This window comes from Bradyrhizobium sp. USDA 4354, assembly GCF_054060315.1.
The window spans coordinates 229,047-255,498 of sequence record NZ_JBSSDC010000001.1; the positions used below are offsets into that span (position 1 = coordinate 229,047).

The following is a 26,452-nucleotide window of genomic DNA, read 5'->3' on the forward strand; positions in this document are numbered from 1 at the left end:
CATTGAAGCCTATCACGGCAAAAGCCCCGCCCGGAACCAAAACCCCACGGGACGGTTGGGGTTCCAAAACGCATTGAAAACGCTGGAGAATGGAATGGCCCCGCGCGCCTATTGGAAGGGAACGTTGAAGCTGTCGCTGGTCAGCTGCCCAATCGTGCTTTATCCGGCGACCACTGCGGCCGAGAAGACGCGGTTTCACCTGATCAACCGCGAGACCGGGAACCGGCTCAAGCAGCAGATGATCGATTCCGAGACCGGCGACGTCGTCGAGAGCGACCAGAAGGGCCGCGGCTACGAGCTGCGCAAGGGCAAATATGTCGAGATCGAGCCGGAGGAGCTCGAGGCGGTCCAGATCGAGAGCAATCACACCATCGACATCGAGAGCTTCGTGCCTCGCGACGAGATCGACCAGCGCTACCTCAACCATCCCTATTACATCGCGCCCGACGGCAAGGCGGCGGCCGATGCCTTTGCGGTGATCCGCGACGCGATGAAGGACGAGGAGTGCGTGGCGCTCGCCAAGATCGTTCTCACCAACCGCGAGCACGTCATGGCGATCGAGCCGCTCGGCAAGGGCCTGCTCGGCACCACGCTGCGCTTCCCTTACGAGCTGCGCGACGAGGACCAATTCTTCGACGACATCAAGAGCCCGAAGATCACCAAGGACATGGTCGAGCTCGCCGGCCACATCCTGCAGACCAAGGCGGCGCATTTCGATCCCGGCAAATTCAAGGACGAATACGAGAACGCGCTGAAGGCACTGGTGAAGCGCAAGGCCAGCGGCAAGAAGATCGAGCTGCCGGAGCCCGAGGAGCGGCCGAGCAATGTCGTCAGCCTGATGGACGCGCTGAAGCAGAGCCTGAAGGGGCGCGGCGGCAAGAAAACGGCGACGAAGTCGCACGCGCGGCGTGCGACGGGGCGACGGCAGGCTGCGAGGAAGACCCACCGGTCGACGGCGAGGCACCGGAAGGCGGGCTGATCCACTCCGTCATTGCGAGGAGCCCTTGCGACGAAGCAATCCAGTCTGCCGCGGAGAGACTCTGGATTGCTTCGCTCCGCTCGCAATGACGACGTGGGGACAGCATCGCGCCACAAACGACGTCGTCAATCCCCCGCCTTCAGCCTGTACCCTATCCCCGTTTCCGTCAGCACATATTGCGGCCGTTCCGGATCGGCTTCGATCTTCTGGCGGAGCTGCCGGACATAGACGCGCAAGTATTGCGCGTCCGTCAATTCGTCCCAGAGCTCCCTCAGCAGGAAGCGGTGGGTGAGCACCTTGCCGGCGTGCTGCACAAGCACGCGCAACAGGTCATATTCCTTCGGCGAGAGCTTCACATCACGCTCCCCGAGCTTGACGATGCGGCGGACCAGATCGACCGAGAGATCGCCGGTACGGAACACAGGGCGTTCGCCCTTGACCTGAAGCTGGTGACGCAACGCGGCACGCAGGCGCGCCAGGAGCTCCTCCATGCCGAACGGCTTGGTCAGATAATCGTCGGCGCCGAGATCGAGCGCCTGGACCTTGCCGGCTTCGTCGCCGCGGCTCGACAGCACCACGATCGGCACGCCTTCGTTGCGGGTGCGGATGGTGCGGAGCAGCTCATGCCCCTGAACGTCGGGCAGGCCGAGATCGAGGATGATCAGCGCCGGCTCTTCCTCAAGCTTCTCCAGCGCAGTCTTGCCGTTCGACGCCTCCAGGATTTCATAGCCTTGCGTCGTCAGCCCCATCCGCAGCAATTTGCGGATCGGCGGCTCGTCGTCGATGACCAGGACCTTGATCGGAGCAGCGCTCATGCGGCGGTATCCAATGCGTGGCTCTCTGCTGGGACGGGCAGGCGAATGGTGAGGACCGCGCCGCTCCGCTCGCTGCGATTAGCAGCGGAGATCGTGCCGCGCATCGCCTCGACGAAGCCGCGGGAGATGGCGAGCCCGAGCCCGGTGCCGGGGCGGACGTGATCGCCCTTCTGCACGCGATAGAATTTGTCGAACACGCTCTCGAGCTCGCCGGGCGGAATGCCGGCCCCCTCGTCCGCGATCTCGAGCACGACATGGGCACTGTCACGCCGGCCGCGGATCGAGATCGTGGTCTCGGGTGGCGAGTATTTTGCGGCATTGTCGAGCAGATTGAACAGCACCTGCTCGAACAGCACGGCATCGAGCTGGAGCATCGGCAGATCGGCGGCCAGCACCAGCTCGACCTTGTGGCGGTTAAGGATCTTGCTGGCGCGCCGCAGCGCGCTGCCCACGATTTCGCTGAGATCGTGCAGCGCCGTGTTGGGCACGATGGCGCCGGATTCGAGCTTCGTCATGTCGAGCAGATTGGCGATGAAGCGATTGAGCCGCTCGGATTCGTCGATCACGGTGGCCAGCAGGTCGCGCTTCTCGGTGTCGGAGAGCGCGCCGGCGAGATCGCGCATGGTGGAGGCCGCCCCCAACACGGAGGCGAGCGGCGTCTTCAGGTCATGTGAGATCGAGGTCAACAGCGCCGAGCGCAGCCGCTCGGATTCGACGGTGCGCTTGACACGGTCCATGTCCTCGACCAGCAGCACGCGCTCGATCGCGAGTGCGCCCTGGTCGACCAGCGCATCCAGCAGCCGCCGCTGGTCCGGCGTCAGCAGCGGGCCGGTGCGGTCGTTGTCGATGCCGATCACGCCGATCGGGCCCCGGCCGGTGCGCATCGGCAGAAACAGTCGTTTTGCGCCCGGCAACGTGTCCGAGCCGCGGCCGGCGGGGCGATCGTTGCTCCAGGCCCAATTGGCCGCGGCAAGATCGGCCTGATCGAGCTCGTCCTCGGGCGGATAGCCGGATTTCACCGTGAGCAGGCCCGCGTCCGGCAACAGCAGCACCACGCGCACCTTCAGCATCAACGCGATCTGGTAGGCGCTCGCCCACAAGACGTCGTCGAGCGTGGCGGTGCCGGCGAGCTTGCGGCTGAATGCATAGAGCTGCTCGGTCATCCTGATCCGGCCGATCGCGGCATCGGCCTGGGTGCGCACGCGCGCTGCGACATTGGAGACGATCATCGCCACCACCATGAACAGCACGAAGGCGGCAACGTTGGTCGGATCCGTGATGGTGAACGTGTAGATCGGCGGAATGAAGAAGAAGTTGTAGCAGAGCGAAGCCGCGACCGTCGCCAGCAGGGACGGCCACAAGCCATAGCGCACGGCAACCGCGACGACCGAAGTCAGCAGTACAAGGTCGACGTTCTCGAGGCCGAAACGTGGCTGGATCAGCTCGGCGGCGCCGAGGCCAATCAGCACGATCCCCAGCGCCTTCAGATAGGGCAACGGATCGAACGGCTCCGATCGCGCAGCGGTCTGCACCGCGGTCTTGGGCGCGGCCTCGCCGGGCAGCTCGTCACCGGCGATGACGTGGACGGTGATGTTGCCGGCGCGGCGCACCAGGTCGTGCACGACGGAGCCGCGCGTCATCTCGAACCAGCGCGAGCGCGTCGACTTGCCGATTACGATCTGGGTGACGTTGTTGCCTTGCGCGAAATTGACGACATCGTCGGCGATGCGGCGCCCGACGGCGGGAATGGTCAGCGCCTCGCCGCCGAGCGATTCCGCCAGCCGCAGCGTATCGGCCAGCCGATCGCGCTCCTCGTCGGACAATTGCAGGGATCGCCGCGTCTCGATCGAGATCGCGGTGAACGGCGCATGCAGCCGGTCCGCCAGCCGCTTGGTGTAGCGCACAAGGCCGGCCGCGCGCGGATCCTCGCTGACGCAGACGAGAATGCGCTCGCCCGCGGCCCAGGGCCCGGCAATGGCATTCGCCTGCATGTGGGTGAGGAGCTGCTCATCGACCCGCTCGGCGGTGCGCCGCAGTGCGAGCTCACGGAGCGCGGTGAGGTTGCCCGGCGAGAAATAGTGTTCCAGCGCCCGCTCGGCCTGCTTGGGCACGTAGACCTTGCCCTCCTTGAGCCGCTGGATCAGATCGTCAGGCGTGAGGTCGATCAGCTCGATCGCGTCGGCGCGGTCGAACACCGAATCCGGCACGGTCTCGCGCACCCTGACATGGGTGATCTGGGCGACGACGTCGTTCAGGCTCTCGATGTGCTGGATATTGACGGCGGTGTAGACGTCGATGCCGTGGGAGAGCAGCTCCTCGACGTCGAGATAGCGCTTGGGATGACGGCTGCCGGCCGCATTGGTGTGGGCGAGCTCGTCGACCAGCGCGATCTGCGGCCGCCGCGCGATGACCGCATCGAGGTCCATCTCCTCGACAATCTGGCCGCGGTAGTCCAGCCTCTTGCGCGGGACCACTTCAAGGCCGCGCACCAGCGCCTCGGTCTCGGCACGGCCATGGGTCTCGACGAAGCCGACCACGACATCGATGCCTGCCTTGCGCTTGGCATGGGCGCTTTGCAGCATCTCGTAGGTCTTGCCGACGCCGGGAGCGGCACCGACGAAGATCTTCAGCCTGCCGCTCGCGCTCTCCTCCCGGCGCGCTGCTTCCAGCAGCGCCTCGGGAGAGGGTCGTTGTTCGGGATCGCGGCGCTCTCGGACCATCAGGACGGTACGGCTCGTTAGGTTGTTCGCCTGCCTCTTCGTCTCTCCCCGCTTGCGGGGAGAGGCCGGAATTCAAGCGCAGCTTGAATTTCGGGTGAGGGGGAGCCTCCACGAGTCCAATTGTCACAGTCGTCGTGGGGACTCCCCCTCACCCCAACCCTCTCCCCGCAGCGGGGAGAGGGAGAAAAAGGCTTCGCTCCAATATAGCCATCCGGGCACCGGGAGCCTAGACCGCTACTTCGCCGACGCGCGGTCCAGCGCGAGGTTGAGCGCCAGTACGTTAACGCGGGGTTCGCCCAGCAGGCCGAGCAAGCGGCCCTGGACGTTCGCGGCCACGATCTGCTTCACAGCGTCCTCCGGCAGATTCCGGGCCTTGGCGACGCGCGGCACCTGGAATTCCGCTGCCTCCGGCGAGATATCCGGGTCGAGGCCGCTGGCCGAGGTCGTCACCAGGTCGACCGGCACAGCCGCATTCGGATTCTCCGCCTTCAGCTTGTCCACATCTTCCTTCAGCCGGTCGGCCAGCGCCTTGCTGGTCGGACCGAGGTTGGAGCCGCCCGAATTGGCGGCGTTGTAGGGCGCGGGGACCGTCTTGGTCGAATCGTTCGGGTCGGGGGCGAGCGTCGCCGAGAGGCGGCCGTGGAAGTATTTGTCGTCCTTGAACTCCTGCCCGATCAGGGCGGAGCCAATCACCTTGCCGTCCTTCTCGATCAGGCTGCCTTGCGCCTGCACGGGAAACAACGCACCGGCGATGCCGGTCATGGCGAGCGGATAGGCAAGGCCCGTGATGGCAGTGAGCGCCAGCAACAGGACGATGGCGGGGCGGATTTCTCTGAGCATGTGTCTTCTCCGATTTCTTCCGTCATTGCGAGGAGCGAAGCGACGAAGCAATCCAAGCTGTCAACCGCGGAGATATTTCCGGATTGCTTCGCTTCGCTCGCAATGACGGGGTTAGGCCAGGTGCAAGGCGGTCACCGCGAGGTCGATCGCCTTGATGCCGATGAAGGGAATGACGATGCCGCCAAGCCCGTAGATCAAGAGGTTACGGCGAAGCAGCGCGCCGGCGCCGACCGCGCGATAGGCGACGCCCTTCAGCGCCAGCGGGATCAGCGCGATGATAATCAGCGCGTTGAAGATGATCGCCGACAGGATGGCGCTCTGCGGGCTCGACAGGTTCATGACGTTGAGCACGTTGAGCTGGGGGTAGAACGCCAGGAACATCGCCGGGATGATCGCAAAGTACTTGGCGACGTCGTTGGCGATCGAGAACGTCGTCAGCGCACCGCGCGTCATCAAGAGCTGCTTGCCGATCTCGACCACCTCGATCAGCTTGGTCGGGTTGGAGTCGAGATCGACCATGTTGCCGGCCTCGCGGGCGGCTTGCGTGCCGGTATTCATGGCGACACCGACGTCGGCCTGGGCGAGCGCCGGGGCGTCGTTGGTGCCGTCGCCGCACATGGCCACCAGCTTGCCCTTGGCCTGCTCGTCGCGGATCAGCTTGAGCTTGTCCTCGGGAGTTGCCTGCGCCAGGAAATCGTCGACGCCGGCTTCCGCGGCGATGGCGGCGGCCGTCATCGGATTGTCGCCGGTGATCATGATGGTGCGGATGCCCATGCGGCGCAGTTCGGCGAAACGCTCGCGAATGCCACCCTTGACGATGTCCTTGAGCTGGACGATCCCGAGCAGCTTGCCGTCCCTGGCGACAACGAGCGGCGTGCCGCCCGATTTGGAGACCTCGTCGGCAATGGCGCTGATCTCGCGTCCGACCTCGGACAGAGCCGCGGGCTGCATGGCCCGTGCCGCATTGCCCGAGGCGATCGCGGACGGCGCGCCGCCGCCGACATAGTTGAGGATGGCATCGACCGCACCCTTGCGCACCGACGAGCCGCCGGCGTCGACGCCGCTCATGCGGGTCTGCGCCGTGAACGGAACGAAGGTCGCTCCCAACTCGGCCATGTCACGCCCGCGGAAGCCGTACTTCTCCTTGGCCAGCACGACGATGGAGCGGCCTTCCGGCGTCTCGTCCGCGAGCGAGGCGAGCTGGGCGGCATCGGCCAACTCCTGCTCGGTGACACCGCGCACGGGACGGAAGGCGGTCGCCTGCCGGTTGCCGAGCGTGATGGTGCCGGTCTTGTCCAGCAGCAGCGTGTCGACGTCGCCGGCGGCTTCGACCGCGCGGCCCGACATCGCCAGCACGTTGAAGCGGACCAGGCGGTCCATGCCGGCGATGCCGATCGCCGAGAGCAGCGCGCCGATCGTGGTCGGGATCAGCGTCACGAAGAGAGCGACGAGCACGATCACCGAGATCGAGCCGCCGGCATAGGCCGCGTAGCTCGGGATCGTCACGGTGGCGAACACGAAGATGATGGTGAGGCCGGCGAGCAGAATGTTGAGCGCGATCTCGTTCGGCGTCCTCTGCCGCTCGGCGCCCTCGACCAGCTTGATCATGCGGTCGATGAAGGTCGAGCCCTGGGCTGCCGTGATGCGGACGCGGATCCAGTCCGACAGCACCTGCGTGCCGCCGGTCACCGCCGAACGGTCGCCGCCGGATTCGCGGATGACCGGTGCGGACTCGCCGGTGATGGCGGCCTCGTTGACGGAGGCGACGCCCTCGATCACTTCACCGTCCGAGGGGATCGTGTCGCCCGCCTCGACCAGCACGAGATCGCCGACCTTCAGGCTCGTGCCTGATACGAGCTTGTAGTCACGGCCCGTGCCGCTCAGGAGCTTGGCCTGGCTCTCGGTGCGGGTCTTGCGCAGCGTCTCGGCCTGCGCCTTGCCCCGGCCCTCGGCCACTGCTTCGGCAAGGTTGGCGAACAGCACGGTGAACCACAGCCAGAGGATGATCTGGAAGGTGAAGCCGAGATTTTCCCCGCCGGTGACGAGGTCGCGCAGGAAGATCACGGTGGTGAGCGCGGCCACGATCTCGACCACGAACATGACCGGGTTCTTGATCATGGCGCGCGGATCGAGCTTGGTGAAGGCAGCACCAATCGCAGGCACCACGATCTTGGGATCCAGCATCGCCGAGACCGGCATGCGCTTGTTGGGTTTGTGGACAGGTTCCATGGAGGTCACTCCGAAAAAGCTGGATCAGAACAGGTTGCCGGCGTTCATCGCCAAATGCTCGACGATCGGGCCGAGCGCGAGAGCCGGGAAGAAGGTCAGGCCGCCCATGATCAGGATGACGCCGACCACGAGGCCGACGAACAGGCCTCCGGTGGTCGGGAACGTGCCCATCGACGGCGGGATCGACTTCTTGGCCGCGAGCGAGCCTGCGATCGCCATGGCCGGAACGATCATGAAGAAGCGGCCGACGAACATCGCGCTGGCGAGCGTGAGATTGTAGAAGAAGGTGTTGCCGGTGAGGCCCGCGAAGGCCGAGCCGTTGTTGGCCGTCCCCGAGGTGAAGGCGTACAGCACTTCAGTGAAGCCGTGCGGTCCGGCGTTCGCCATGGAGGCGACGGCCGTCGGATAGACCACGGCGACGGCGACCCAGCCGAGAATCATCAGCGGCAGGACGAGAATGGCGAGCATCGCCATCTTGACCTCGCGTGCCTCGATCTTCTTGCCGACATATTCCGGGGTACGGCCGACCATGAGGCCTGCGACGAAGATCGCGAGGATGACGAACAGCAGCATGCCGTACATGCCGGCGCCGACGCCGCCGACGATGATCTCGCCGAGCTGCATGTTGATCAGCGGGATCATGCCGCCGAGCGCGGTGAAGCTGTCGTGCATGGCGTTGACGGCACCGCAGGAAGCGGCCGTGGTGATCACGGCGAACAGCGAGGACGCGACGATGCCGAAGCGCACCTCCTTGCCCTCCATATTGCCGCCGGTCAGACCCAGCGCATGCAAGATCGAGGTGCCGTTGGCTTCCGCCCAGTAGCAGACGGCAACGCCGGCAACGAACAGCACGCCCATCACGGCGAGGATCGCCCAGCCCTGGCGCTGGTTGCCGACCATGCGGCCGAACACGTTGGTGAGCGCCGCGCCGAGCAGGAAGATCGACAACATCTGCACGAAATTCGACAGAGCGGTCGGGTTCTCGAACGGATGGGCGGCGTTGGCATTGAAGAAGCCGCCGCCGTTGGTGCCCAGCATCTTGATCGCCACTTGCGATGCGACCGGGCCGACTGCGATGGTCTGCTTGGCGCCTTCGAGCGTGGTCGCCGCGACATAGGCGCCGAGCGTCTGCGGCATGCCCTGCCAGACCAGGAACAGCGTGTAGACAATGCAGATCGGCAACAGGACGTAGAGCGTGCAGCGGGTGACGTCGACCCAGAAATTGCCGATCGTGCGCATCGAGGCGCGCGAGAAGCCGCGGATCAGGGCCACCGCCAGCGCGATGCCGGTTGCCGCCGACAGGAAGTTCTGATGTGTCAGGCCGAGCATTTGCACCAGATAGGAGACCGTGCTCTCGCCGCCGTAGTTCTGCCAGTTGGTGTTGGTGATGAAGGAGATCGCGGTATTGAAGGATAGATCCTCCGCAACCGCCGACTGCCCAGCCGGATTGAAAGGCAACACGGCCTGGAGGCGCATCACGCTGTAGATGATCAGGAAGCCGCCGACATGGAACAGCAGCATGGCGACCGCGTAGGTCAGCCAATGCTGCTCGCGCTTCTCGTCGACGCCGGAAATCCAGTAGATGCCGGCCTCGATCGGGCGCAGGATGGGCGACAGGAAAGTGCGCTCGCCGGCAAACACGCGCGTCATGTACCAGCCGAGCGGCTTGGTCAGCGCGACGACAACCGCACAATAAAGAATGATCTGGAGCCAACCGATCACAGTCATGGCATTAACCCTTCAGGCTTTGGGGCCGGCGCAACAGCGGCAGGAGCAGCGCAAGCAGGCTAGCGACGAGCGCGGCGTCGGCCAGCAGCAATTCGACAAGCAGCAGCACGGTCAGAACCGCTCGGGCCGCAGCAGCGCGTAAGTGAGATAAACCAGGAGGCCGAACGAGACGGCGCCGGCAAGGGCGTAATCAAAGATCATGATCCGCTCCGTCACAGCCGTTCGCAGGCATAGGTGTAGCCGATCGCGAGGGCAAAGAAGACGAAGCCGAGCCCCAGCATCAGAAGGTCCATCATGGAGATACTCCTCGTTGCGCGATGATATCCGGAACCGTCTCTGATCCCGGCGGAATAGCTTGCTGCGCGAATGCAACGCCTGCCTCCCAGCCGACGGCCGGGAACTTCACCGCGCTGAAGTGCCACCGCGCACATAGGTTTTCGAGATGAGGCCTATGGCGACGTTATAGGAATCTCATAAAGGCCGGCACGTCGCGCCGGGGCGACCATGTGACACCGACGATCCGTTCCGAGCAGTCGCATCGAGCAGGCAGCGCAGCGACGCCATCAACCACTTTCGCCGGCGATTGTTACGGCGGACAGCGGGCAAGGTCTTTCAAAAAGCCCTGCTTCTATAAGCATCCACCCTCGGCGAAGACGAAAGTCGAGGGACTATCGCGCTGAGCCGGAAGACCCGTCACTTATGAGATCCCTATATCTCCCGCCCGATCCCTATCTCGTTTTCAAATGCCCTCCAGGCCATTTTGGCGAGGCCGGCCGACTGACCGACGCCAACTCCAGGAGGCCTGACATGACCGCCGCTCTCCGCCCGCTTGATCCCCCCTCGCTCGCCGAGCGGCTGCGCAAGGCCGATGCGATGACGCGGCCGCTGATGCTCGACATCATAGGGCACGCCTGCCGGCGCATCCCCTCGCTCGGACAGAGCGAGCGCACCGCGCGCCTCGCGCGCTTGGTCGACGTCGAGGCATGGGCCGATGCGGCGCTGGTGCTGATGGAGCTGGAGCTGCCGATGTGGCAGGTCCGCCGTATCGCCTATGACGAGGGCGAGTGGCATTGCGCGCTGTCACGCGAGCGAGAGCTGCCGGATTGGCTGGACGCCGCGGTCGAGGCACGCCATGCCGACCTCGCGCTCGCCATGCTGTCGGCGTTCCTCGAGGTCCGGGCGCTGGCGGCCGATGTATCGCGGCCGAGCGTTCCTTCCGTCCGTCCCGTGCTGCATCCGCTTTACGAGCCGGTCGCCTGCGACAATTTCAGCTAGACCGCCCGGCGGATCGACGCCATGTCGCAAGCTCCGGACATGCCGCGCACGCTGAGGCCGTCGCGCGTGATTGCGCGCTTCGCCGTCCGCCTGGCGCTGCTCATTGGCTTCGCTGCATTCGGCAGCGTCGGTTTTGGCCGGAGCCTCGCCGTCCTGCTCTGGATGTCGATCATCCTGTGCGCACTCGCAGGCCTCGTCAGACGCGAGCCGCCATTCAGGGCCGCACTCAATCATTGGGACGAAGCTGTCGCCTTCGGCGCGCTGTTCGCGCTGGTCCACATTGCCAATGACGCAGTGTGAGCCACCGGCTTTATGACCTTCCTATGAGATCGCTGCGCACCCACCCTCGAAATCATATTCCCGACCGAGGATATTGAGCACGCCGGCAAGGATGTGCGTCCGAGGCCGCCATCGTTCAGAAGGATTAAACCTGTGAAACTCGTCGAACCTCCCTCGTGCAGCTCGCCTTCGACCATCGTCTTCATCGGCAGGAATCGCCGGGGACAATGGGTCGCCCAGGAACAGAACGGCCTCTATGGCGGCCTGTTCGTCAGCCGCGCCCAGGCAATCAAATATGCGCTGTTCGAGAACGGACAGCATCCGGAAACGATCGTCGAGCTGCCGCGCGAGATCGAGCTCGACATGGGCAAGCGCCCCGACACCATCGTCTCGCAGCGCGCCGCCTGAGCCGGCGCCAACAGGCGAAAACCAATGCTCATCCCTCCCGCCGCCTGGTTCACCGGATTCATTCCGGACCTGCCGATCCCGTTCGACGCAGCAGATGCGATCGATCTCAAGGCGTTCGCCGCACTGTGCGAGCGACAGATCGCGGCCGGCGTTCCCGCCATCGTGGTCTGCGAGACGGCCGGCGAGGCGCCGACGCTCTCGCCGGCCGAGCAGGAGCTCGTCATTCGTACCGCGGTCGACGTCGCCCGCGGCCGCGTGCGCGTCATCGCGGGCGCGGTATCCAACGCAACCAGCCACGCCATCGAGCTGGCGCGGCGCGCGGAGGCGGCCGGCGCCGATGCCGTGATGTCGGTCGTGCCCGCCTACAACAAGCCGATGCAGGAGGGCATGCTCGCGCATTTCCGCACCATTGCCGGTGCGATCGGACTGCCCGTGATCCTGCACGATAGTCCCTCCCGCACGCTGCGCCCGCTTGCCGACGAGACGCTTCTGCGTCTGGTCGAGTCGCGTCAGTTCGTCGGCCTGCGCGATGAGAGTGGTGACATCACCCGTCCGATGCGGCTGTCCCGCAACTTGCCGGCAAGTTTTCGCTTTCTCTCCGGCGACGACACCACCGCATTCGGCTTCATCGCGGACGGCGGCGACGGTGCGATCTCGGAGGTCGCCAACATCGCCCCGGATCTCTGCCGGACGATTTTCTCGCATGTCAGGCAGGGTAGGCTGCAATCCGCTCGTTATCTGCACAAGCGCCTGATCCCGCTTATCGCCTGCCTGTCCAGGGAAAGTCCGGCCGCGCTCAAATACGCCCTCAACGTCCTTGGCCTGATGTCGGCCGCCACCAGGCTTCCGATCGTGCCGCTGGACGCAGCTGCGCAGAGAGGCGTGGTGCGCGCATTCGCTGCGTTCGCGGACGAGGAATTGATCGACAGTGTCGGAACCTGACGGGCCGAGGCCGTCCGGACACTGCATGCTCAATCGCCTCGATGGATCCCACAGGCTGCTCCATTCCTGGAAGCTGGCGCTGCTGCGCTTTGCCGTGACGCGGGATGAGTCCGACAGGCTCAACGTTGCTGCACTCGCGACGGAGCTCGATCGCGTCGGTGGGCAACGCATCGCCGACGAGACGTTCCACTTCTTCCGGCGAACCAGTTCCCAGCTCTGCGCGGCCATCAGTGGGCAGCTACAGAACGCGGCAGACATCCTGGACCGCTTCTGCAAGCAGATCGAAGAACCGCGGCTGCGCCTCGCCTTTGCCGCAGCGGTCGGGATCACGCATTCGGATCCCGCGCCGTCTCAATCCGCCCGACCGAAGCGGAACCTCGATCTCTTCAGAGGGCTGCCGGCACGAGGATCGGCATCTTTATGACATTCCTATGCGGGCGCGCCGGTGCTCATCTCGCAATCCTACGCAACGATCGACATCATAAGCGGCAGATTGGCGCGGCCGTCTCGCCGCGCCAAGGATGAGGACTTCCGCTATGTCGATCCTGACACATGACTTTGACCGGCCCTTCGGGGCCGAACGCCCGTTGCGCATCTCCGACGCGCGCAAGGCCCAGCTCAAGCGCATCGCGCTCCAAGCGCTTGGCCTGCTCTCGATGGGCAGCGTGCTCACCGCGCTGATCGCGCTGAGAACCGCAATCCATGTCTGGCATCTCCCCGCCTGATCGGTGACGCGGTGCCCGGCGCGGCTTGCGAGGTAACGACATGGTCGAGCTCAAGATCGTCGTCCTGGTCGCATTGATGGGCGCATTGCTGCTCGGCATGCGCATCACCGCGAGCCCGGCCTCGGACGGCTAGCATGCAGCCCTTCAAGGGAAGTCTGGAGCAGGCCGTCACCGTGACCATCCTGACGATGACGCTGAGCCTGGTCTGGGGCGGCATCCTGACGCTGGTGATCACGCTGCTGGCGCGCGGGCTCGGGGTCTAGCTCGTCCGATCTCGCACGGCGATCGACCGCGAGCTGACCATTACTGCCTACGACGCAAGCAACCGATCGCGCAGTGCGGTCGCGCTGCCCGGTTGAGGCCCGCTATCCCCGCGGAAAAGGCCGGCCCGATCTGGCGCAATTTCACGGAACCGTGTAGAGCGGTTTCATGAGCAGCAGCAACGTCAACGTCGTCGCCCACCCCCTGGTCCAGCACAAGCTCTCCCTGATGCGGGAGAAGGACCGCTCGACCAAGAGCTTTCGCGAGATCCTGAACGAGATCGGGATGCTGCTCTGCTACGAGGTGACGCGCGACCTGCCGCTAGAGCTGGTCGAGATCGAGACGCCGATCGCGCCGATGCGGGCGCCGAATATCGCCGGCAAGAAGCTCACCCTGGCGCCGATCCTGCGCGCCGGCGTCGGCTTCCTCGACGGCATGCTGGCGCTGATGCCCTCTGCGCGCATCGCCCATATCGGGCTCTACCGCGACCCCGAGACGTTGCAGGCCGTGGAATACTACTTCAAGGCACCGCAGGACCTGTCCGACCGCACCGTGATCCTGATGGACCCGATGCTGGCGACCGGCAACTCGGCCTGCGCCGGTGCGTCCCTGCTCAAGGCGCGCGGCGCCCGCGACATCCGCTTCGTCTGCCTTCTGGCCGCACCCGAGGGCATCGCCCAGTTCCAGAGCGAGCATCCCGACGTGCCGATCTGGACCGCCGCGATCGACGAGCGGCTCAACGATCACGGCTACATCGTGCCGGGCCTGGGCGATGCCGGCGACCGGATGTTCGGCACCAAGTAGACAGGTTTGCGCGAGCGCGTTACTCCAGTTGGCATGAGCGCCAACGATTTCTCACTGCAGTCGCTGATCCGGATCGAGACCGCTGCCGATCCGGCCTTGGTATTCGACGGCACACCCGTCTCCCGCGCGGAATTTTCGAACAAGGTCGAGCAGACCGCCGCCTGGCTCGCCGCGCAGGGCATCGGCAAGGGCGACGTCGTCGCGGTCTGGCTGGTCAACCGGATCGAATGGCTCGCACTGCTGTTCGCCGCCGCACGGCTCGGCGCCGTCACCGCCGCCGTCAACACGCGCTACCGCAGCGCGGAAGTCGCGCACCTGCTCAAACTGTCCGGTGCGAAGCTCATGGTGGTCGAGGCGGCATTCCGCTCGATCGATTTTGCCGCCATCCTCGCCGGCATCACCAAAGACGAGGTGCCGGCACTGCAAAGGCTCGCGGTGGTCGGCGCGGATGCGATGCCGGCACAGTGGCCCTGCGTGCGGTTCGATGCGTTTGAGAAGCCCTATCCAGCGGCTCCGCCTGCTCAAGGCGACGTCGACCTGCCAGTGCTGCTCTACACGACATCGGGCACGACCAAGGGACCGAAGCTCGTCGCGCATTCGCAGCGAACGCTGGCGACGCACGCCGCCTCCGTCGCCAACGCGCTCCAGCTCGATCACCAGCGTCATTCGCTGCTGGCCATGCTGCCGTTCTGCGGCACGTTCGGCATGACGAGCCTGCTCGGTTTCATCGCAGCAGGCGCAACCATCCATGTGCTCGACGCCTTCGAGGCGGCGCCGGCCCTGAAGGTCCTCAGCGAGCAAGGGATCACGCATTCCTTCGGCTCGGACGAGATGTTCCGCCGTATCCTGGCGCTCACCGATGCGCCACACCCATTTCCACATCTCGAAATCTGCGGCTTCGCCGCGTTTCAGCCCGGCTGGCGCGAACTGGCGGCAGAGGCTGAAGCGCGCGGCATGAAGCTGTTCGGCCTCTACGGCTCGAGCGAGGTGCAGGCCCTGTTCTCGATCGGCCGCGCCGGTGATGCCTTCGCCGAGCGCATCGAAGGCGGCGGCTGGCCGATGTCGCCGGACGCGAAAGTCCGCGTGCGCGATGTCGAGACCGGCGAGCTTGCGCCCCAAGGCGTCTCCGGCGAGATCGAGATCAGCGCGCCGTCACGCTTCCTCGGCTACTTCAACAATCCCGCGGCAACGCGCGAAGCGATTACCGCCGACGGGTTCTTCCGCACCGGCGACATCGGCCGGCTGCGCGGCGACGGCTCCTTCGTCTACGAGACGCGCGCCGGCGATGCGATGCGGCTCGGCGGCTTCCTGGTCGCGCCCGGCGAAATCGAGGACGAGCTCAAATCCTGCGCCGGTGTCGCCGACGCCCAGGTCGTCGCGGTCGATCTCAAGGGCCAGGCGCGCTGCGTCGCCTTTGTCATTCCCGCAAAGGAGCCTCCAATGCAGGAGACGCTGATCGCGCGCCTGCGCGAGCGGCTTGCCGGCTACAAGGTGCCGGCGCGGATCTATGTCGTGGAAGCCTTCCCCGTCACCGACAGCGCCAACGGCATGAAGATCCAGCGCGCCAGGCTTCGCGCCATGGCGATGGAGCGGATCGCCGCCGAATAGACCCGTTCAGTACGACTTCGCGAGCCCCAGCACCTTTTCCGCGATGAAGCTGAGCGCGAGCTGCGGGCTGACCGGGGCGATGCGCGGGATCAGCACTTCGCGCAAATAGCGCTCGACGTGAAATTCCTTGGCGTAGCCGAAGCCGCCATGGGTCATCACCGCCTGCTCGCAGGCCGAGAAGCCCGCTTCGCCCGCCAGATATTTTGCGGCATTGGCCGCGGCGCCGCACGGCATGCCCTTGTCGTATTGCCAGGCCGCCGACATCACCATCAGCCAGGCCGCCTCCAATTCGACCCAGTTCACCGCGAGCGGATGCTGGATGCCCTGGTTCTTGCCGATCGGACGATTGAACACGACGCGCGTCTTGGCGTATTCGGTCGCACGCGACAGCGCGAGCTTGCCGAGACCGACCGCCTCGGCCGCGATGAGAATGCGCTCCGGATTCATGCCTTCGAGGATGTACTCGAAGCCTTTGCCCTCCTCGCCGATGCGATCCTCCATCGGGATTTCGAAGTCTTCGAAGAACAGCTCGTTGGAATCGACGATCTTGCGGCCCATCTTCTCGATCTCGTGGACCTTGATCCTGTTGCGGTCGAAATCGGTGTAGAACAGGCTGAGGCCGTGGGTCGGCGAGCGCACCTCCTCCAGCGGCGTGGTGCGCGCCAGCAACAGAATCTTGTGCGCGACCTGCGCGGTCGAGATCCACACCTTCTGACCATTGACGATGTAGCGGTCGTTCTTGGCGACCGCGCGGGTCTTGAGCTGGGTGGTATTGAGTCCGGTGTTGGGCTCGGTGACGGCGAAGCACGCCTTCTCGCGCCCCTCGACCATCGGCGGCAGCATGCGCCTGCGCTGCTCCTCGGTGCCGAACACGACGACGGGATTGAGTCCGAACACGTTGATGTGCACGGCGGAGGCACCGGACATGCCGGCGCCGGACTCCGCGATGGTGCGCATCATGATCGCGGCTTCCGTAATGCCGAGCCCGGAGCCGCCATACTCCTCCGGCACGCAGATGCCGAGCCAGCCGGCGTCCGCCAGCGCCTTGTGGAAGTCGTGCGGGAAGCCGCCGTCGTGGTCCTTCTTCAGCCAATAGGCGTCGGGAAAGCCTTCGCAGATCTTGGCTATGGCGTCGCGAATGGCTTCCTGCTGATCGGTGAGCGCGAAATCCATGGTCTTGATCTCCTTCTTGGGAGCCGCGACCGCGCCATCTCCCTTCCCTTCGCGTTCCCCACGCAAAGGCCGTCGCCGCTTGCTGCGTCCGGACGTGCCCTCACCCGCGTTCTTAACTCGAAAAACTGCGCACAGATACGTGAATTTATCCGTGAAGTGTGTCTACCATGCATAGGGTCATGCGGCGCGACAGTGCGAGCGCGCCGTTATTTCGCAGGGAGGAAACCGCGATGGCCGGACTCTATTTCGAAGACTTTTCCGTGGGCCAGGAGTTCAGGCATCCGCTGACCCGGACCGTCACCGAGATGGACAACACCATGTTCAGCCTGCTGACGCTCAATCCGCAGCCGCTGCACATCGACGCGCATTTCGCCGAGAAGACGGAGTTCGGCCAGCGCATTTTCAACAGCCTTTACACCCTCGGCATCATGATCGGCATGACGGTTTATGATACGACCTTGGGCACCACCGTCGCCAATCTCGGCATGACCGACGTCACCTTTCCAAAGCCGGCCTTCCATGGCGACACCTTGCGGGCGACGACGAAGGTGCTCTCGGTGCGGGAATCCAAATCGCGGCCCAAGGCCGGCATCGTCGAGTTCGAGCACCATGCTCTGAATCAGAACGACGAGATCGTCGGCAAATGCCGCCGCATGGCGATGATGCACAAGAGGCCGGTCTGATGCGTTCGATGCTGTTCGTGCCGGGCGATTCCCCGCGCAAATTCGAGAAGGCGAGCGAAGGCAAGGCCGACGCGCTGATCATCGATCTCGAGGACTCCGTCGTCACCGAGAAGAAGGCGGAGGCGCGCGGGTTGACACTTGCGATGCTGAAAGGCCGCAACAAGCCACATCAGCTCTATGTCCGCGTCAATGCTCTGGATACCGGCATGACGCTGGCCGATCTTGCCGCCGTGATGCCGGGCAGGCCGGACGGCATCGTGCTGCCGAAATCGCAAGGCGGCGACGACGTGCGGCAGGTCGCGACCTGGCTCGAAGCGCTCGAGGCGGCAGCCGGCATCGCGATCGGCGCCACCCGCATCGTCTGCGTCGCGACCGAAACGGCAGGCTCGATCTTCGGGCTCGGCAGCTACAAGGGCTGCTCCCCCCGTCTCGCGGGGCTGATGTGGGGCGCGGAAGATCTTTCGGCCTCGCTCGGCGCCACCGAGAAAGCCTCCGGCGGCGTGTTCCACAGCCCCTATCGCCTGGCGCGCGATCTCTGCCTGATGGCAGCAGCCGCGGCCGAGGTCGCGCCGATCGACACGGTTTACACCGACATCGACAATCTCGCCGGCCTCGAAGCCGAAACGCGCGCGGCGCGGCGCGACGGATTCTCAGCCAAGGCGCTGATCCATCCCAAGCATGTCGACATCGTCAACGCGGCCTTCGCGCCGACGGAGGCCGAGCGCATATGGGCGGAGAAGGTGATCGCGGCGTTCGCGAGCAATCCCAAGTCCGGCACGCTGCGGCTCGACGGCCAGATGATCGACAAGCCGCACCTTCGCGCCGCGAAGAAGATTCTCGGCCAGCCCTGATCGGGACGCAAGCTGCGCCATGATCGTTCGCGGTAGCAGCGCTGATTACGCGGAGGGTCGACCGGTTGAGGCCGAAGGCGGCGGCCTGACGCCGAGGCGTCAATCGAATCCCTGAACGGGCGGCGTCGCGGCTTGCGCGGAGACGGCAGGCGCGGCTTGGACCGGCGCGGCATGAACCGGCGGCGGGTTGCCGGCAGCTCTCATCTGGCCGTTGGCATTCATCGCCTCGCGCGTGCGCGGTGGAACGCGGGTCGCGGCCGCGCGACGCGGCGGCTGCCGGTGTCTTGCCGATTGCGAACCTCTCAGGCCCCAGGACCGGGCGATCGACGGTCCGGCCGTGTAGCCGACCAAGGCTCCTGCGACGGCTCCGACCGGGCCCAGCACGACCGCACCAGACAAGGCGCCGAGCGCTGCCGAGCCCGCGCGCTCCTGCGCAACTGCGCCCGCTGGCACACAAGCCAGAATTGCAATAGCGGTGATCAGAGCCTTGTGCATCGGAGTGCCTCCCTCACGGAAGATCACTCCCGCTCAAATATGGCGGCACCACGTTGGTATATGGCCCATCGCAGGGCAATCGGCCGCTGGAACTCGGCTAGTTGACGGTCTGCGCCCTGCCGGTCGGGGCTTGCGGCGGAGGCCGGCCGACGCATGGATCGGCGCGTCACCGCGCGCCGCGAGCTTTGCTAGCGGACGAGACGATTGCCGCCGGCGGCGGCACTGCTCGTTTCGGGCGCGGGCGCTATTCTCACCACGGCCGCGAGCGGTGCGCCGTTGCGCAACAAGGTCAGCTTCACCTCCTCGCCGACGCGCGCGAGTCCGATCGTGTTGCGGAGCTGGGCGGCGGTGCGGATCGGACGGTCGTCGGCCCGGGTGATGATATCGCCCTTGCGGAGCCCTGCCTGCTCCGCCGGCGAATCCGCGGCGATCTCGGCGATGACAGCGCCCTGATTCAAACCCTTGTTGACCGACGGATGCAGGTCCCTCAGCGAAACGCCGATGCGGCCGCGCTCGACGCGCCCCTTGGCAATGATCTGCTCCATCACCTTGCGCGCCATGTTGACCGGAATGGCAAAGCCGATGCCGACATTGCCGCCCGCGGGTGAGATGATCGCCGAGTTGATGCCGACGAGCTCGCCGCGCAGGCTCACCAGCGCGCCGCCGGAATTGCCGGGATTGATCGCCGCATCGGTTTGGATGAAATCCTCATAGCCCTGCTTGCCGAGGCCGGTGCGTCCCAGCGCGCTGACGAGCCCTGATGTCACGGTCTGGCCGAGGCCGAAGGGATTGCCGATCGCAAGGACGAAATCACCGACTTCGAGCCCATCGCTATCTCCGAAGGGAAGCGCTTTGAGTCCGGCCGGGTTCTGAATCTGGAGCACCGCGACGTCCGTCGGCGGATCGCGGCCGATGACCTTGGCGGAAAATTGCCGACCGTCCCTGGTCGTGATCTGAACGGCGGAGGTGCCTTCGACCACGTGATTGTTGGTCAGCACATAGCCGCGCTGGGCATCGACGATGACCCCGGAGCCGGTCGCATTGACCTCCTTCTCGATCTGCCTGGGAACGTCGAAGAACTCACGGAAGAGCGGGTCGCGATAGAGCGGGTTGTCCTCGCGCACGCGGCCATGCACGGAAATGTTGACCACGGCGGGCGTCACCTGACGCACCAGCGGCGCCAGGGTCGGCACCGAGCCGCCGGTCTTCAAATCCGGAATTTGGCCGGCGGCAGGCTGCGACGCTGTAAGCGTCAGCACCAGCAAGGCCAGGAAAAGCAGACGCACAGCATTCATCATCTTCACCTGCCGCTTTGCGTTGTGTGGATGTTCGAGACCCTGGTGGCTTCAGCCTTCGTCGCGTGGCGCGACGATCCAGCCCTGCAGGGCCAGATAGGGAACAGCCCAGGCTGCCGAGGATTGGCCGAGCAGCACCAGTCCGAGAATGGTGGGCGTGAACATCATGCGGCCCGCCCTTCTGCGGCGGCCCATGGCCGCCGCAGCCGCATCGGCACGCCGCCGCCCCGCGGCGGGTCGTCATTGTCATTGTCGCCGTCGAGCTGGCGCAGCGCGGCCAGAATGTCGACGAGCCGGACCGTGTGGCTCATGCCGGGAATCTCGCGCAAGGCCGGACAGGATTCGACCGCGTACATGTCGGATGCCCAGGACGACAGGATGATACGCTTCTCCGGCGTGGAGAGCTCCTCGGCATTCAGGACTTCGGCCGGCGAGTCGTAGTGGGCCGCTGGGTGAAACAGCGGATCGAGAGTGCCGGAACGGGTCTTCACGTTGGTCATTGGTGTGTCTCCCTCATGCTCCTTTCCGGGGGGACGGATTTGTTGACGATGAGACGGCGGCGCCAATCGCCGCCGCCCCGCTTGACACTAATGCGTATTGATCGCGATGCGCTTGACGCCTTCGCGCGCCTTCTCCGATTTCGGCAGCGACACGGTCAGGACGCCATCCTTGAACGACGCCTCGGCCTTGTCCTCCTCGACACCCTCCAGCGGGATCTGCCGCTCGAAAGCGCCGTAATAGCGCTCGGTGAAGTACCTGCCCTCGCCGTTGTGCTCCGCCTTCTTCTCGCCGCGGACGGTCAGCACGCCATTGGCGATCTCGACCTGGACGTCCTTCTCCGTCAGGCCGGGAAGCTCGGCCGAGACGGTCAGCGTCTTGTCGGTCTCGCTGAGCTCGAGTTTCGGCCAGCCGAAACGGCCTTCCATCAGCGGCGACAGGCCGGTCCCGCCGAAGCCGCGGAAGACATCGTCGAACAGACGGTTCATCTCGCGGTGAAGCGTCAGGAAGGGATCGAAATTGTCGCGCACCGGCGCAAGCTCCTGGTTTCTCGACCAGGGAATGAGATCACGAAAAGCCATGGTTCTCTCCTTCGTGCATCGGGAGCGCGGCCCGCGCACCCGCGCGCCGCGTTCCGCCGTTTGATCGATCGAGCGCTCAGGCTGCTTTCTTCTGCTCGATCTGCGATGCCGCAGGAGCGCCGCCCGCGATCGGAATCCGGCGCGGCTTCATCGCTTCCGGAACCTCGCGGACGAGGTCGATGATCAGGAGCCCGTCCTGGAACGAGGCCTGCTTCACCTGGACGTAATCGGCGAGGTTGAACACGCGCCGGAACGGACGTGCGGCGATGCCCTGGTACAGGTATTCGCGCGCAGCGGTCTCGGGCTTCTTGCCCTCGATGGTGAGCGCGTTCTGCTCGGCGGTCACGGTGATATCGCTGGCGCCGAAACCTGCCACTGCAAGGCTGATCCGGTAGTGATCTTCGCCGGAACGCTCGATGTTATAGGGGGGATAGTTGTCCTCGGTCGCCTGGCGCAGCGTGCTGTCGACGAGGTCGGCCAGGTGATCGAATCCGATGGTGGAGCGCCACAGGGGCGCGAAGTCGAAACTGGTCCTCATAACCAAGTCCTCCAAAGAGCAAGATGGATACGAAGGAGCGCAAGGCGGGAATTCAGACGGGTCCGAAAAGACCAGCCCGGCGCCCGTGCCGGACCCGATTCTGGCATCCGGCACACCGCTCTCGCGGCGAAAAACGACTTAGAAAACCGGACATCAGTTTCAAGGGGGCTGCCGAAGATTTTTTTGTGTCCCGCCCTGGTTGGTGGTGCCGGTCCGTCCCCCCTTTGCCGCCGCGGCGGCCGGCTCCCTTGGCGCCACCGGCGGCGGCGGTCCGGCAGTCGGCGTCGATGGCGAGGTAAAATACAGATAAATTGTCGGTCCGGATAAAGGCCAGGGTTGCCTCTCATGCATTTGGACCGGCGCATGACGACGATCGCGCTGCTCGCGGCCGCAACGATGTGCGCGGCGCACGCCGACGATATCTTCATCGCACCCACCGATCTCAAAGAGCTCGGAACGATCGACGTGCGCTTTCAATCCTACAACATCGAGATGGTGGAGGTGACCGGCGGACGGTTCTGGAAGCCTTATCCGCCAACGGGGCGTCCCTTCGACGAACGGGATCGTTACAGCGCGAGATCGCCGATCGATCTTGCCAATGCGCGACTGCGCCTGCTCGCCGCAGCGTTGTCGCCGGTCTATCTGCGCGTGAGCGGCACTTGGGCCAATGCAACGTTCTTTGCCGAGGCGCCGGGAAAGCCGCCGCCGGGATTCAACTCGGTGCTCAGCAGGGCGCAGTGGCGCGGCGTCATGGAGTTCGCGCGTGCGGTCGATGCGGAGATCGTCACCTCCTTTGCGATCAGCCCCGGCAGCCGCGATGCCAACGGCATATGGAAGCCGGATCAGGCGCAGCAGTTGGTCGGCGCCGCGCGCGAGCTGGGCGGCCGTATCGCCGCCGCCGAATTCATGAACGAGCCGACGCTCGCCGCGACGGGCGGCGCAGCGGCGGGATACGATGCGATCGCCTATGGCCGCGACTTCAAGGTCTTCCGCGACTGGATGCGGCGGACCGCGCCCGAGACGCTGATCCTCGGTCCCGGCTCGGTCGGCGATGCACCGTCGCCATCCGATGCGGGCATCACCACACGCGACCTGCTTGCCGCATCCGGTCCCGGCGTCGATCGCTTCTCCTATCACCATTACAACACGATCTCGCCGCGCTGCGGCGGGCACGATGATCCGGCGCAGGCCCTCTCCGAACAATGGCTGGCCCGCACGGATGCGACACTCAGGACCTATCAGGCCCTGCGCGACGCATTCGAGCCCGGCAAGCCGATCTGGCTGACCGAGACCGCTGATGCGGCCTGCGGCGGCAGCCGATGGGACCGGACCTTTCTCGACACGTTCCGCTATCTCGACCAGCTCGGACGCCTGGCGAGGGCCGGCGTCCAGGTGGTGATGCACAACACGCTGGCCGCCAGCGATTACGGCCTGCTCGACGAAACAACGTTCCGGCCGCGGCCGAGCTACTGGGCCGCGCTGCTCTGGCGCCGGCTGATGGGAACGATCGTGCTCGACGCAGGCATGGCTGCCCCGCGCGATCTCCATCTCTATGCGCATTGCCATCCGGCCACGGCAGGAGCGGTGTCGCTGCTTGCAATCAACACGTCGCGCCGCACATCACACGCGCTGGCGTTATCGGACTCCGCTGAACGGTACACACTGCACGCGGCGCGGTTGCAGGCCACGATTGTGCAGTTGAACGGCAAGAGACTCGCGCTGACCACCGATGGCCAGCTGCCCCGGTTAGAGGCACGCGCAACACCGCCGGGATCAATTCGGCTTGCGCCGGCGACAATCACATTCCTGGTGTTTCCGAACGCTGCAAATCCCGCTTGCTCGTCCCGGCGTTCAGGATCTTAGCGAGTCCCGCGCCGTCTCCGGCGCCATCAGCGTCGCGATGATCGTGACGATCGACAGCGCGACGATGTAGACCGACACTGCCCAGTACGAGCCGGCCCATGCCAGCAGCCCAGCCGCGATCAGCGGCGAGAAGCCGCCGCTCAGCGCCGCCGCGACGTTGGCGCCGAGCGAGGCGCCGCTGTAGCGCACCTGGGTGCGGAACAGCTCCGGCATGAACGCGGCCTTCGGCCCGAACAGCAGCGCATGGGTGAGCGTCATCGTGACGACGAGCGCGAGCGTGATCAGCGCCGGCTCCTTGGTGTCGAGGAACCAGAACAGCGGAAAGGCCAGCGCAACCGAGAATACGCCGCCGGCGAGATACAGCGCCTTGCGTCCGAAGATGTCGGACAGCCAGCCCGCCAACGGCAGCGTCGCGAACTCGACGATGGCGGCATAGACCACCGCATCCAGGATCACTTGCCGCGGCAGACCGAGCTTTGTCGTCGCGTAAACCACCGTGAACACGGTGAGGAGATAAGCGAGCCCGACCTCCGACACGGTGATGCCGATCGCCAGCAGAAAGCTGCGCCAGTCGCGGCGCAGCACCTCGAGGGCCGGCTGCGCCAGCACCTCCTTGCGTTCGACGATCTCCTTGAAGTGAGGCGTCTCCGCGAGCCTGAGCCGCACGATGAAGCCGACGCCGACGAGCAGAATGCTGATCAGGAACGGCACGCGCCAGCCCCAGCTGAGGAAGTCCGCCTCGGGCAGCTTCGTCATCAGGCCGAAGATGCCGGTGGAGGCGGCGACGCCGACGGGAAAGCCGACCTGCACCAGGCTGCCGTAGAAGCCGCGGCGATTGCCGGCGTGCTCGATCACCATCACGACCGCGCCGCTCCACTCGCCGCCCAGCCCAATGCCCTGAACGAAACGAAGGATAACGAGCAGGATCGGGGCCCAGACGCCGATCTGACTGTAGGTCGGCAGGCAGCCGATCAGGAAGGTGCCGAGTCCCATCGCGATCATGGTCGCGACCAGCATGGTCTTGCGGCCGAGCCGGTCACCGTAATGCCCGATGATCGCGCCGCCGATCGGACGCGCGACGAAGCCGACCGCATAGGTCGAGAACGCCGCCAGCGTACCGACGAAGGGATCGAAGCTCGGGAAGAACAGCTTGTTGAAGACCAGCGCTGCCGCCGTGCCGTAGATCAGGAAATCGTACCACTCGATGGCGGTGCCGAGCGCGCTTGCCCACACCACATGCGCCGTCGTCGATCTCTCCGCGGAAACGGAGACCCCCGTTGCTGTCGTCATGCCCTGCCCCAACGATTCCAGAGCGCATCATGGCTAAACGTTGTGACGGTTGCAATCTGTGGAGGTGTTGTCTCTCACAGGATAACGGCGCGGGATTTTGTGCGCAGGTGTCGCACCACCCGTCATTGCGAGGAGCCCTTGCGACGAAGCAATCCAGACTGCCTCCGTGGAAAGACTCTGGATTGCTTCGCTTCGCTCGCAATGACGGGTGTTGAGGCATTAGCGCTACCAACGCGACATTGCCCAACGATCGCGGAACCCATTCCGCCCATATTCGCAATTGACAAACTCATTCGCTATTATCTAATTTATCCCACCCTGCCGCACCAAGCGGCCAATAAGCGAGGAAACGATAATGAGAGGGCTTCTGGCCTCCGCCATGCTCGCGGCCATGACTTCGGCTGCCATGACCACAGCGGCCACCGCACAAGTCTCCGACGACGTGGTGCGGATCGGCGTGCTGACGGACCTGTCGAGCTGGGGCCGCGACAATAGCGGGCCGGGCTCGGTCGAGGCGGCCAAGATGGCCGTGGAGGAATTCGGCCCGACCGTGCTCGGCAAGCCGATCGAGATCATCAGTGCCGACCACCAGATGAAGACCGATGTGGGCGTTCAGGTCGTCCGCGGCTGGTTCGACAACGGCAAGGTCGATGCCGTCGTCGACATCCCCAATTCCGGCATCGCGATCGCCGTGCACAACATGGTGCGTGAGCGGGGCAAGATCGCGCTGCTCTCCGGCCCCGGCGCGAGCTCGCTGACCGACGAGCTGTGCAGCCCGAACACCGTGCACTTCACCTACGACACCTATGCCCTGTCCAAAGTGACGGCCTCCGCCGTGATCAAGGAAGGCGGCAAGTCCTGGTACTTCATCACGGCCGACTACGCCTTCGGCCAGCAGCTCGAGAAGGACGCGACGCGATTCATCAACGAGATGGGCGGCAAGGTGCTCGGCGGCGTGAAGCATCCGACCAACACCGCCGATTTCTCCTCCTTCGCGCTGCAGGCGCAGAGCTCGAAATCCGACGTGGTCGCTTTCGCCAATGCCGGTCAGGACACCGACAACGCGATCAAGCAGTCCGGCGAGTTCGGCCTGGTCCAGGGCGGCCAGAAGCTCGTCGGTCTGTTGATGTTCGACACCGACGTGCACGCGATCGGCCTCAAGGCCGCGCAGGGCACCTACATGACCACAGCCTCCTACTGGGCCATGGACGAGGCCACCCGCGCCTGGTCGAAGAAGTTCTACGAGCGCACCAAGGTGATGCCGACCATGATCCAGACCGGCGTCTACGGCTCGGTGCTGCACTATCTGAAGGCGATCAAGGCGGCCGGCACCGACGATTCCGCCAAGGCGATGGCCAAGATGCGCGAGCTGCCGATCGAGGATATCTTCGTCCACGGCGGCAAATTGCGCGAGGACGGCCGCGTTATCCGCGACATGTATCTCGCCAAGGTGAAGAAGCCCGAGCAGTCCAAGGAGCCGTGGGACTATCTGGATGTCGTCAAGACCGTGAAGGGCGAGGATGCCTTCCGCCCGGTCTCCGAATCCAAATGTCCGCTCCTGAAGAAGTGAGG

General features: G+C 65.2%; 27 protein-coding genes. 14 read left to right on the forward strand and 13 right to left on the reverse strand.

What is annotated here, in order from left to right; genetic code table 11:
• The first annotated feature begins 94 nt into the window (after positions 1–94).
• Positions 95–979, forward strand: coding sequence for a non-homologous end joining protein Ku (gene ku, locus ACVIIV_RS01075; protein WP_456742508.1), 885 nt, complete (start codon positions 95–97; stop codon positions 977–979).
• 125 nt (positions 980–1,104) lie between these two features.
• Here the strand turns inward: ku and ACVIIV_RS01080 are convergent, their stop codons facing one another.
• The 6 genes from ACVIIV_RS01080 to ACVIIV_RS01105 all read right to left on the reverse strand — a co-directional run bounded on the left by ACVIIV_RS01080 (position 1,105) and on the right by ACVIIV_RS01105 (position 9,512).
• The gene (locus ACVIIV_RS01080) at positions 1,105–1,794 is read right to left on the reverse strand and encodes a response regulator (RefSeq protein ID WP_456742509.1); all 690 of its coding nucleotides are present in this window, start codon (positions 1,792–1,794) and stop codon (positions 1,105–1,107) included.
• Positions 1,791–4,514 carry a DUF4118 domain-containing protein gene (locus ACVIIV_RS01085; RefSeq protein WP_456742510.1) on the reverse strand — a complete coding sequence of 908 codons (2,724 nt, stop codon included), beginning with the start codon at positions 4,512–4,514 and terminating at the stop codon, positions 1,791–1,793. The genes ACVIIV_RS01080 and ACVIIV_RS01085 overlap by 4 nt, the downstream gene beginning before the upstream one ends.
• A 234-nt stretch (positions 4,515–4,748) precedes the next feature.
• Positions 4,749–5,354, reverse strand: a complete 606-nt coding sequence (locus tag ACVIIV_RS01090; RefSeq protein WP_456742511.1) for a K(+)-transporting ATPase subunit C — start codon at positions 5,352–5,354, stop codon at positions 4,749–4,751.
• A gap of 111 nt (positions 5,355–5,465) precedes the next feature.
• Entirely contained in the window at positions 5,466–7,583 is a 2,118-nt protein-coding gene (gene kdpB / locus ACVIIV_RS01095) for a potassium-transporting ATPase subunit KdpB (protein ID WP_456742512.1), read from the reverse strand.
• Positions 7,584–7,607: 24 nt separating this feature from the next.
• Positions 7,608–9,311, reverse strand: coding sequence for a potassium-transporting ATPase subunit KdpA (gene kdpA, locus ACVIIV_RS01100; protein WP_456742513.1), 1,704 nt, complete (start codon positions 9,309–9,311; stop codon positions 7,608–7,610).
• A gap of 111 nt (positions 9,312–9,422) precedes the next feature.
• Entirely contained in the window at positions 9,423–9,512 is a 90-nt protein-coding gene (locus ACVIIV_RS01105) for a K(+)-transporting ATPase subunit F (RefSeq protein ID WP_018641117.1), read from the reverse strand.
• A gap of 606 nt (positions 9,513–10,118) precedes the next feature.
• On the opposite strand from ACVIIV_RS01105, the gene ACVIIV_RS01110 reads away from it, so the two are divergent.
• The 9 genes from ACVIIV_RS01110 (at position 10,119) to ACVIIV_RS01150 (ending at position 15,613) form a co-directional block, all read left to right on the forward strand.
• Positions 10,119–10,586, forward strand: coding sequence for a hypothetical protein (locus ACVIIV_RS01110; protein WP_456742514.1), 468 nt, complete (start codon positions 10,119–10,121; stop codon positions 10,584–10,586).
• 21 nt (positions 10,587–10,607) lie between these two features.
• Positions 10,608–10,886, forward strand: coding sequence for a hypothetical protein (locus ACVIIV_RS01115; RefSeq protein WP_456742515.1), 279 nt, complete (start codon positions 10,608–10,610; stop codon positions 10,884–10,886).
• A 132-nt stretch (positions 10,887–11,018) separates the two neighbouring features.
• Complete coding sequence (locus tag ACVIIV_RS01120; protein WP_456742516.1) at positions 11,019–11,273, forward strand: hypothetical protein; 255 nt, start codon at positions 11,019–11,021, stop codon at positions 11,271–11,273.
• 24 nt (positions 11,274–11,297) lie between these two features.
• Positions 11,298–12,215, forward strand: coding sequence for a 4-hydroxy-tetrahydrodipicolinate synthase (dapA, locus tag ACVIIV_RS01125; protein WP_456742517.1), 918 nt, complete (start codon positions 11,298–11,300; stop codon positions 12,213–12,215).
• A gap of 25 nt (positions 12,216–12,240) precedes the next feature.
• A complete protein-coding gene (locus ACVIIV_RS01130; RefSeq protein WP_456742518.1) occupies positions 12,241–12,639 on the forward strand; it encodes a hypothetical protein in 399 nt (132 codons plus the stop codon).
• 112 nt (positions 12,640–12,751) lie between these two features.
• The gene (locus tag ACVIIV_RS01135; RefSeq protein WP_456742519.1) at positions 12,752–12,940 is read left to right on the forward strand and encodes a hypothetical protein; all 189 of its coding nucleotides are present in this window, start codon (positions 12,752–12,754) and stop codon (positions 12,938–12,940) included.
• Between the two features lie 134 nt (positions 12,941–13,074).
• Positions 13,075–13,203: a hypothetical protein gene (locus ACVIIV_RS01140; protein WP_456742520.1), complete on the forward strand. Its 129-nt coding sequence runs from the start codon at positions 13,075–13,077 to the stop codon at positions 13,201–13,203.
• A gap of 166 nt (positions 13,204–13,369) precedes the next feature.
• Positions 13,370–14,005: a uracil phosphoribosyltransferase gene (gene upp, locus ACVIIV_RS01145; RefSeq protein WP_456742521.1), complete on the forward strand. Its 636-nt coding sequence runs from the start codon at positions 13,370–13,372 to the stop codon at positions 14,003–14,005.
• 33 nt (positions 14,006–14,038) lie between these two features.
• On the forward strand, positions 14,039–15,613 hold the full coding sequence (locus ACVIIV_RS01150) for an AMP-binding protein (RefSeq protein ID WP_456742522.1): 1,575 nt from the start codon (positions 14,039–14,041) through the stop codon (positions 15,611–15,613).
• A 6-nt stretch (positions 15,614–15,619) separates the two neighbouring features.
• Here the strand turns inward: ACVIIV_RS01150 and ACVIIV_RS01155 are convergent, their stop codons facing one another.
• Positions 15,620–16,786, reverse strand: coding sequence for an acyl-CoA dehydrogenase family protein (locus ACVIIV_RS01155; RefSeq protein WP_060735112.1), 1,167 nt, complete (start codon positions 16,784–16,786; stop codon positions 15,620–15,622).
• Between the two features lie 179 nt (positions 16,787–16,965).
• On the opposite strand from ACVIIV_RS01155, the gene ACVIIV_RS01160 reads away from it, so the two are divergent.
• Positions 16,966–17,469, forward strand: coding sequence for a MaoC family dehydratase (locus ACVIIV_RS01160; RefSeq protein ID WP_456742523.1), 504 nt, complete (start codon positions 16,966–16,968; stop codon positions 17,467–17,469).
• Entirely contained in the window at positions 17,469–18,320 is an 852-nt protein-coding gene (locus tag ACVIIV_RS01165) for an HpcH/HpaI aldolase/citrate lyase family protein (RefSeq protein WP_456742524.1), read from the forward strand. The genes ACVIIV_RS01160 and ACVIIV_RS01165 overlap by 1 nt, the downstream gene beginning before the upstream one ends.
• Before the next feature lie 99 nt (positions 18,321–18,419).
• Here the strand turns inward: ACVIIV_RS01165 and ACVIIV_RS01170 are convergent, their stop codons facing one another.
• The 5 genes from ACVIIV_RS01170 to ACVIIV_RS01190 form a co-directional block, all read right to left on the reverse strand.
• A complete protein-coding gene (locus ACVIIV_RS01170) occupies positions 18,420–18,815 on the reverse strand; it encodes a hypothetical protein (protein WP_456742525.1) in 396 nt (131 codons plus the stop codon).
• Positions 18,816–19,003: 188 nt separating this feature from the next.
• Positions 19,004–20,110 (reverse strand): trypsin-like peptidase domain-containing protein, encoded by a 1,107-nt coding sequence (locus tag ACVIIV_RS01175; protein WP_456742526.1) that lies wholly within the window; start codon positions 20,108–20,110, stop codon positions 19,004–19,006.
• A gap of 164 nt (positions 20,111–20,274) precedes the next feature.
• The gene (locus ACVIIV_RS01180) at positions 20,275–20,610 is read right to left on the reverse strand and encodes a hypothetical protein (RefSeq protein ID WP_456742527.1); all 336 of its coding nucleotides are present in this window, start codon (positions 20,608–20,610) and stop codon (positions 20,275–20,277) included.
• A gap of 87 nt (positions 20,611–20,697) precedes the next feature.
• The gene (locus ACVIIV_RS01185) at positions 20,698–21,189 is read right to left on the reverse strand and encodes an Hsp20/alpha crystallin family protein (protein ID WP_456742528.1); all 492 of its coding nucleotides are present in this window, start codon (positions 21,187–21,189) and stop codon (positions 20,698–20,700) included.
• A gap of 76 nt (positions 21,190–21,265) precedes the next feature.
• A complete protein-coding gene (locus ACVIIV_RS01190; protein ID WP_122401819.1) occupies positions 21,266–21,727 on the reverse strand; it encodes an Hsp20 family protein in 462 nt (153 codons plus the stop codon).
• Between the two features lie 363 nt (positions 21,728–22,090).
• Between ACVIIV_RS01190 and ACVIIV_RS01195 the strand changes: the two genes are divergently transcribed.
• Positions 22,091–23,590, forward strand: coding sequence for a hypothetical protein (locus ACVIIV_RS01195; protein ID WP_456742529.1), 1,500 nt, complete (start codon positions 22,091–22,093; stop codon positions 23,588–23,590).
• On the opposite strand, the gene ACVIIV_RS01200 is transcribed toward ACVIIV_RS01195, so the two are convergent.
• Positions 23,579–24,880 (reverse strand): MFS transporter, encoded by a 1,302-nt coding sequence (locus tag ACVIIV_RS01200; protein ID WP_456742530.1) that lies wholly within the window; start codon positions 24,878–24,880, stop codon positions 23,579–23,581. The genes ACVIIV_RS01195 and ACVIIV_RS01200 overlap by 12 nt on opposite strands.
• A 355-nt stretch (positions 24,881–25,235) precedes the next feature.
• Between ACVIIV_RS01200 and ACVIIV_RS01205 the strand changes: the two genes are divergently transcribed.
• Positions 25,236–26,450, forward strand: a complete 1,215-nt coding sequence (locus ACVIIV_RS01205) for an ABC transporter substrate-binding protein (RefSeq protein ID WP_456742531.1) — start codon at positions 25,236–25,238, stop codon at positions 26,448–26,450.
• Positions 26,451–26,452 lie beyond the last annotated feature (2 nt).

Excerpts from the sequence above, each read along its gene's own strand:
- ku (WP_456742508.1), top strand. The coding sequence starts at position 95 with ATGGCCCCGCGCGCCTATTGGAAGGGAACGTTGAAGCTGTCGCTGGTC.
- ACVIIV_RS01080 (WP_456742509.1), bottom strand. The coding sequence starts at position 1,794 with ATGAGCGCTGCTCCGATCAAGGTCCTGGTCATCGACGACGAGCCGCCG.
- ACVIIV_RS01085 (WP_456742510.1), bottom strand. The coding sequence starts at position 4,514 with ATGGTCCGAGAGCGCCGCGATCCCGAACAACGACCCTCTCCCGAGGCG.
- ACVIIV_RS01090 (WP_456742511.1), bottom strand. The coding sequence starts at position 5,354 with ATGCTCAGAGAAATCCGCCCCGCCATCGTCCTGTTGCTGGCGCTCACT.
- kdpB (WP_456742512.1), bottom strand. The coding sequence starts at position 7,583 with ATGGAACCTGTCCACAAACCCAACAAGCGCATGCCGGTCTCGGCGATG.
- kdpA (WP_456742513.1), bottom strand. The coding sequence starts at position 9,311 with ATGACTGTGATCGGTTGGCTCCAGATCATTCTTTATTGTGCGGTTGTC.
- ACVIIV_RS01105 (WP_018641117.1), bottom strand. The coding sequence starts at position 9,512 with ATGATCTTTGATTACGCCCTTGCCGGCGCCGTCTCGTTCGGCCTCCTG.
- ACVIIV_RS01110 (WP_456742514.1), top strand. The coding sequence starts at position 10,119 with ATGACCGCCGCTCTCCGCCCGCTTGATCCCCCCTCGCTCGCCGAGCGG.
- ACVIIV_RS01115 (WP_456742515.1), top strand. The coding sequence starts at position 10,608 with ATGTCGCAAGCTCCGGACATGCCGCGCACGCTGAGGCCGTCGCGCGTG.
- dapA (WP_456742517.1), top strand. The coding sequence starts at position 11,298 with ATGCTCATCCCTCCCGCCGCCTGGTTCACCGGATTCATTCCGGACCTG.
- ACVIIV_RS01130 (WP_456742518.1), top strand. The coding sequence starts at position 12,241 with ATGCTCAATCGCCTCGATGGATCCCACAGGCTGCTCCATTCCTGGAAG.
- ACVIIV_RS01135 (WP_456742519.1), top strand. The coding sequence starts at position 12,752 with ATGTCGATCCTGACACATGACTTTGACCGGCCCTTCGGGGCCGAACGC.
- ACVIIV_RS01140 (WP_456742520.1), top strand. The coding sequence starts at position 13,075 with ATGCAGCCCTTCAAGGGAAGTCTGGAGCAGGCCGTCACCGTGACCATC.
- upp (WP_456742521.1), top strand. The coding sequence starts at position 13,370 with ATGAGCAGCAGCAACGTCAACGTCGTCGCCCACCCCCTGGTCCAGCAC.
- ACVIIV_RS01150 (WP_456742522.1), top strand. The coding sequence starts at position 14,039 with ATGAGCGCCAACGATTTCTCACTGCAGTCGCTGATCCGGATCGAGACC.
- ACVIIV_RS01155 (WP_060735112.1), bottom strand. The coding sequence starts at position 16,786 with ATGGATTTCGCGCTCACCGATCAGCAGGAAGCCATTCGCGACGCCATA.
- ACVIIV_RS01160 (WP_456742523.1), top strand. The coding sequence starts at position 16,966 with ATGCGGCGCGACAGTGCGAGCGCGCCGTTATTTCGCAGGGAGGAAACC.
- ACVIIV_RS01165 (WP_456742524.1), top strand. The coding sequence starts at position 17,469 with ATGCGTTCGATGCTGTTCGTGCCGGGCGATTCCCCGCGCAAATTCGAG.
- ACVIIV_RS01170 (WP_456742525.1), bottom strand. The coding sequence starts at position 18,815 with ATGCACAAGGCTCTGATCACCGCTATTGCAATTCTGGCTTGTGTGCCA.
- ACVIIV_RS01175 (WP_456742526.1), bottom strand. The coding sequence starts at position 20,110 with ATGAATGCTGTGCGTCTGCTTTTCCTGGCCTTGCTGGTGCTGACGCTT.
- ACVIIV_RS01180 (WP_456742527.1), bottom strand. The coding sequence starts at position 20,610 with ATGACCAACGTGAAGACCCGTTCCGGCACTCTCGATCCGCTGTTTCAC.
- ACVIIV_RS01185 (WP_456742528.1), bottom strand. The coding sequence starts at position 21,189 with ATGGCTTTTCGTGATCTCATTCCCTGGTCGAGAAACCAGGAGCTTGCG.
- ACVIIV_RS01190 (WP_122401819.1), bottom strand. The coding sequence starts at position 21,727 with ATGAGGACCAGTTTCGACTTCGCGCCCCTGTGGCGCTCCACCATCGGA.
- ACVIIV_RS01195 (WP_456742529.1), top strand. The coding sequence starts at position 22,091 with ATGACGACGATCGCGCTGCTCGCGGCCGCAACGATGTGCGCGGCGCAC.
- ACVIIV_RS01200 (WP_456742530.1), bottom strand. The coding sequence starts at position 24,880 with ATGACGACAGCAACGGGGGTCTCCGTTTCCGCGGAGAGATCGACGACG.
- ACVIIV_RS01205 (WP_456742531.1), top strand. The coding sequence starts at position 25,236 with ATGAGAGGGCTTCTGGCCTCCGCCATGCTCGCGGCCATGACTTCGGCT.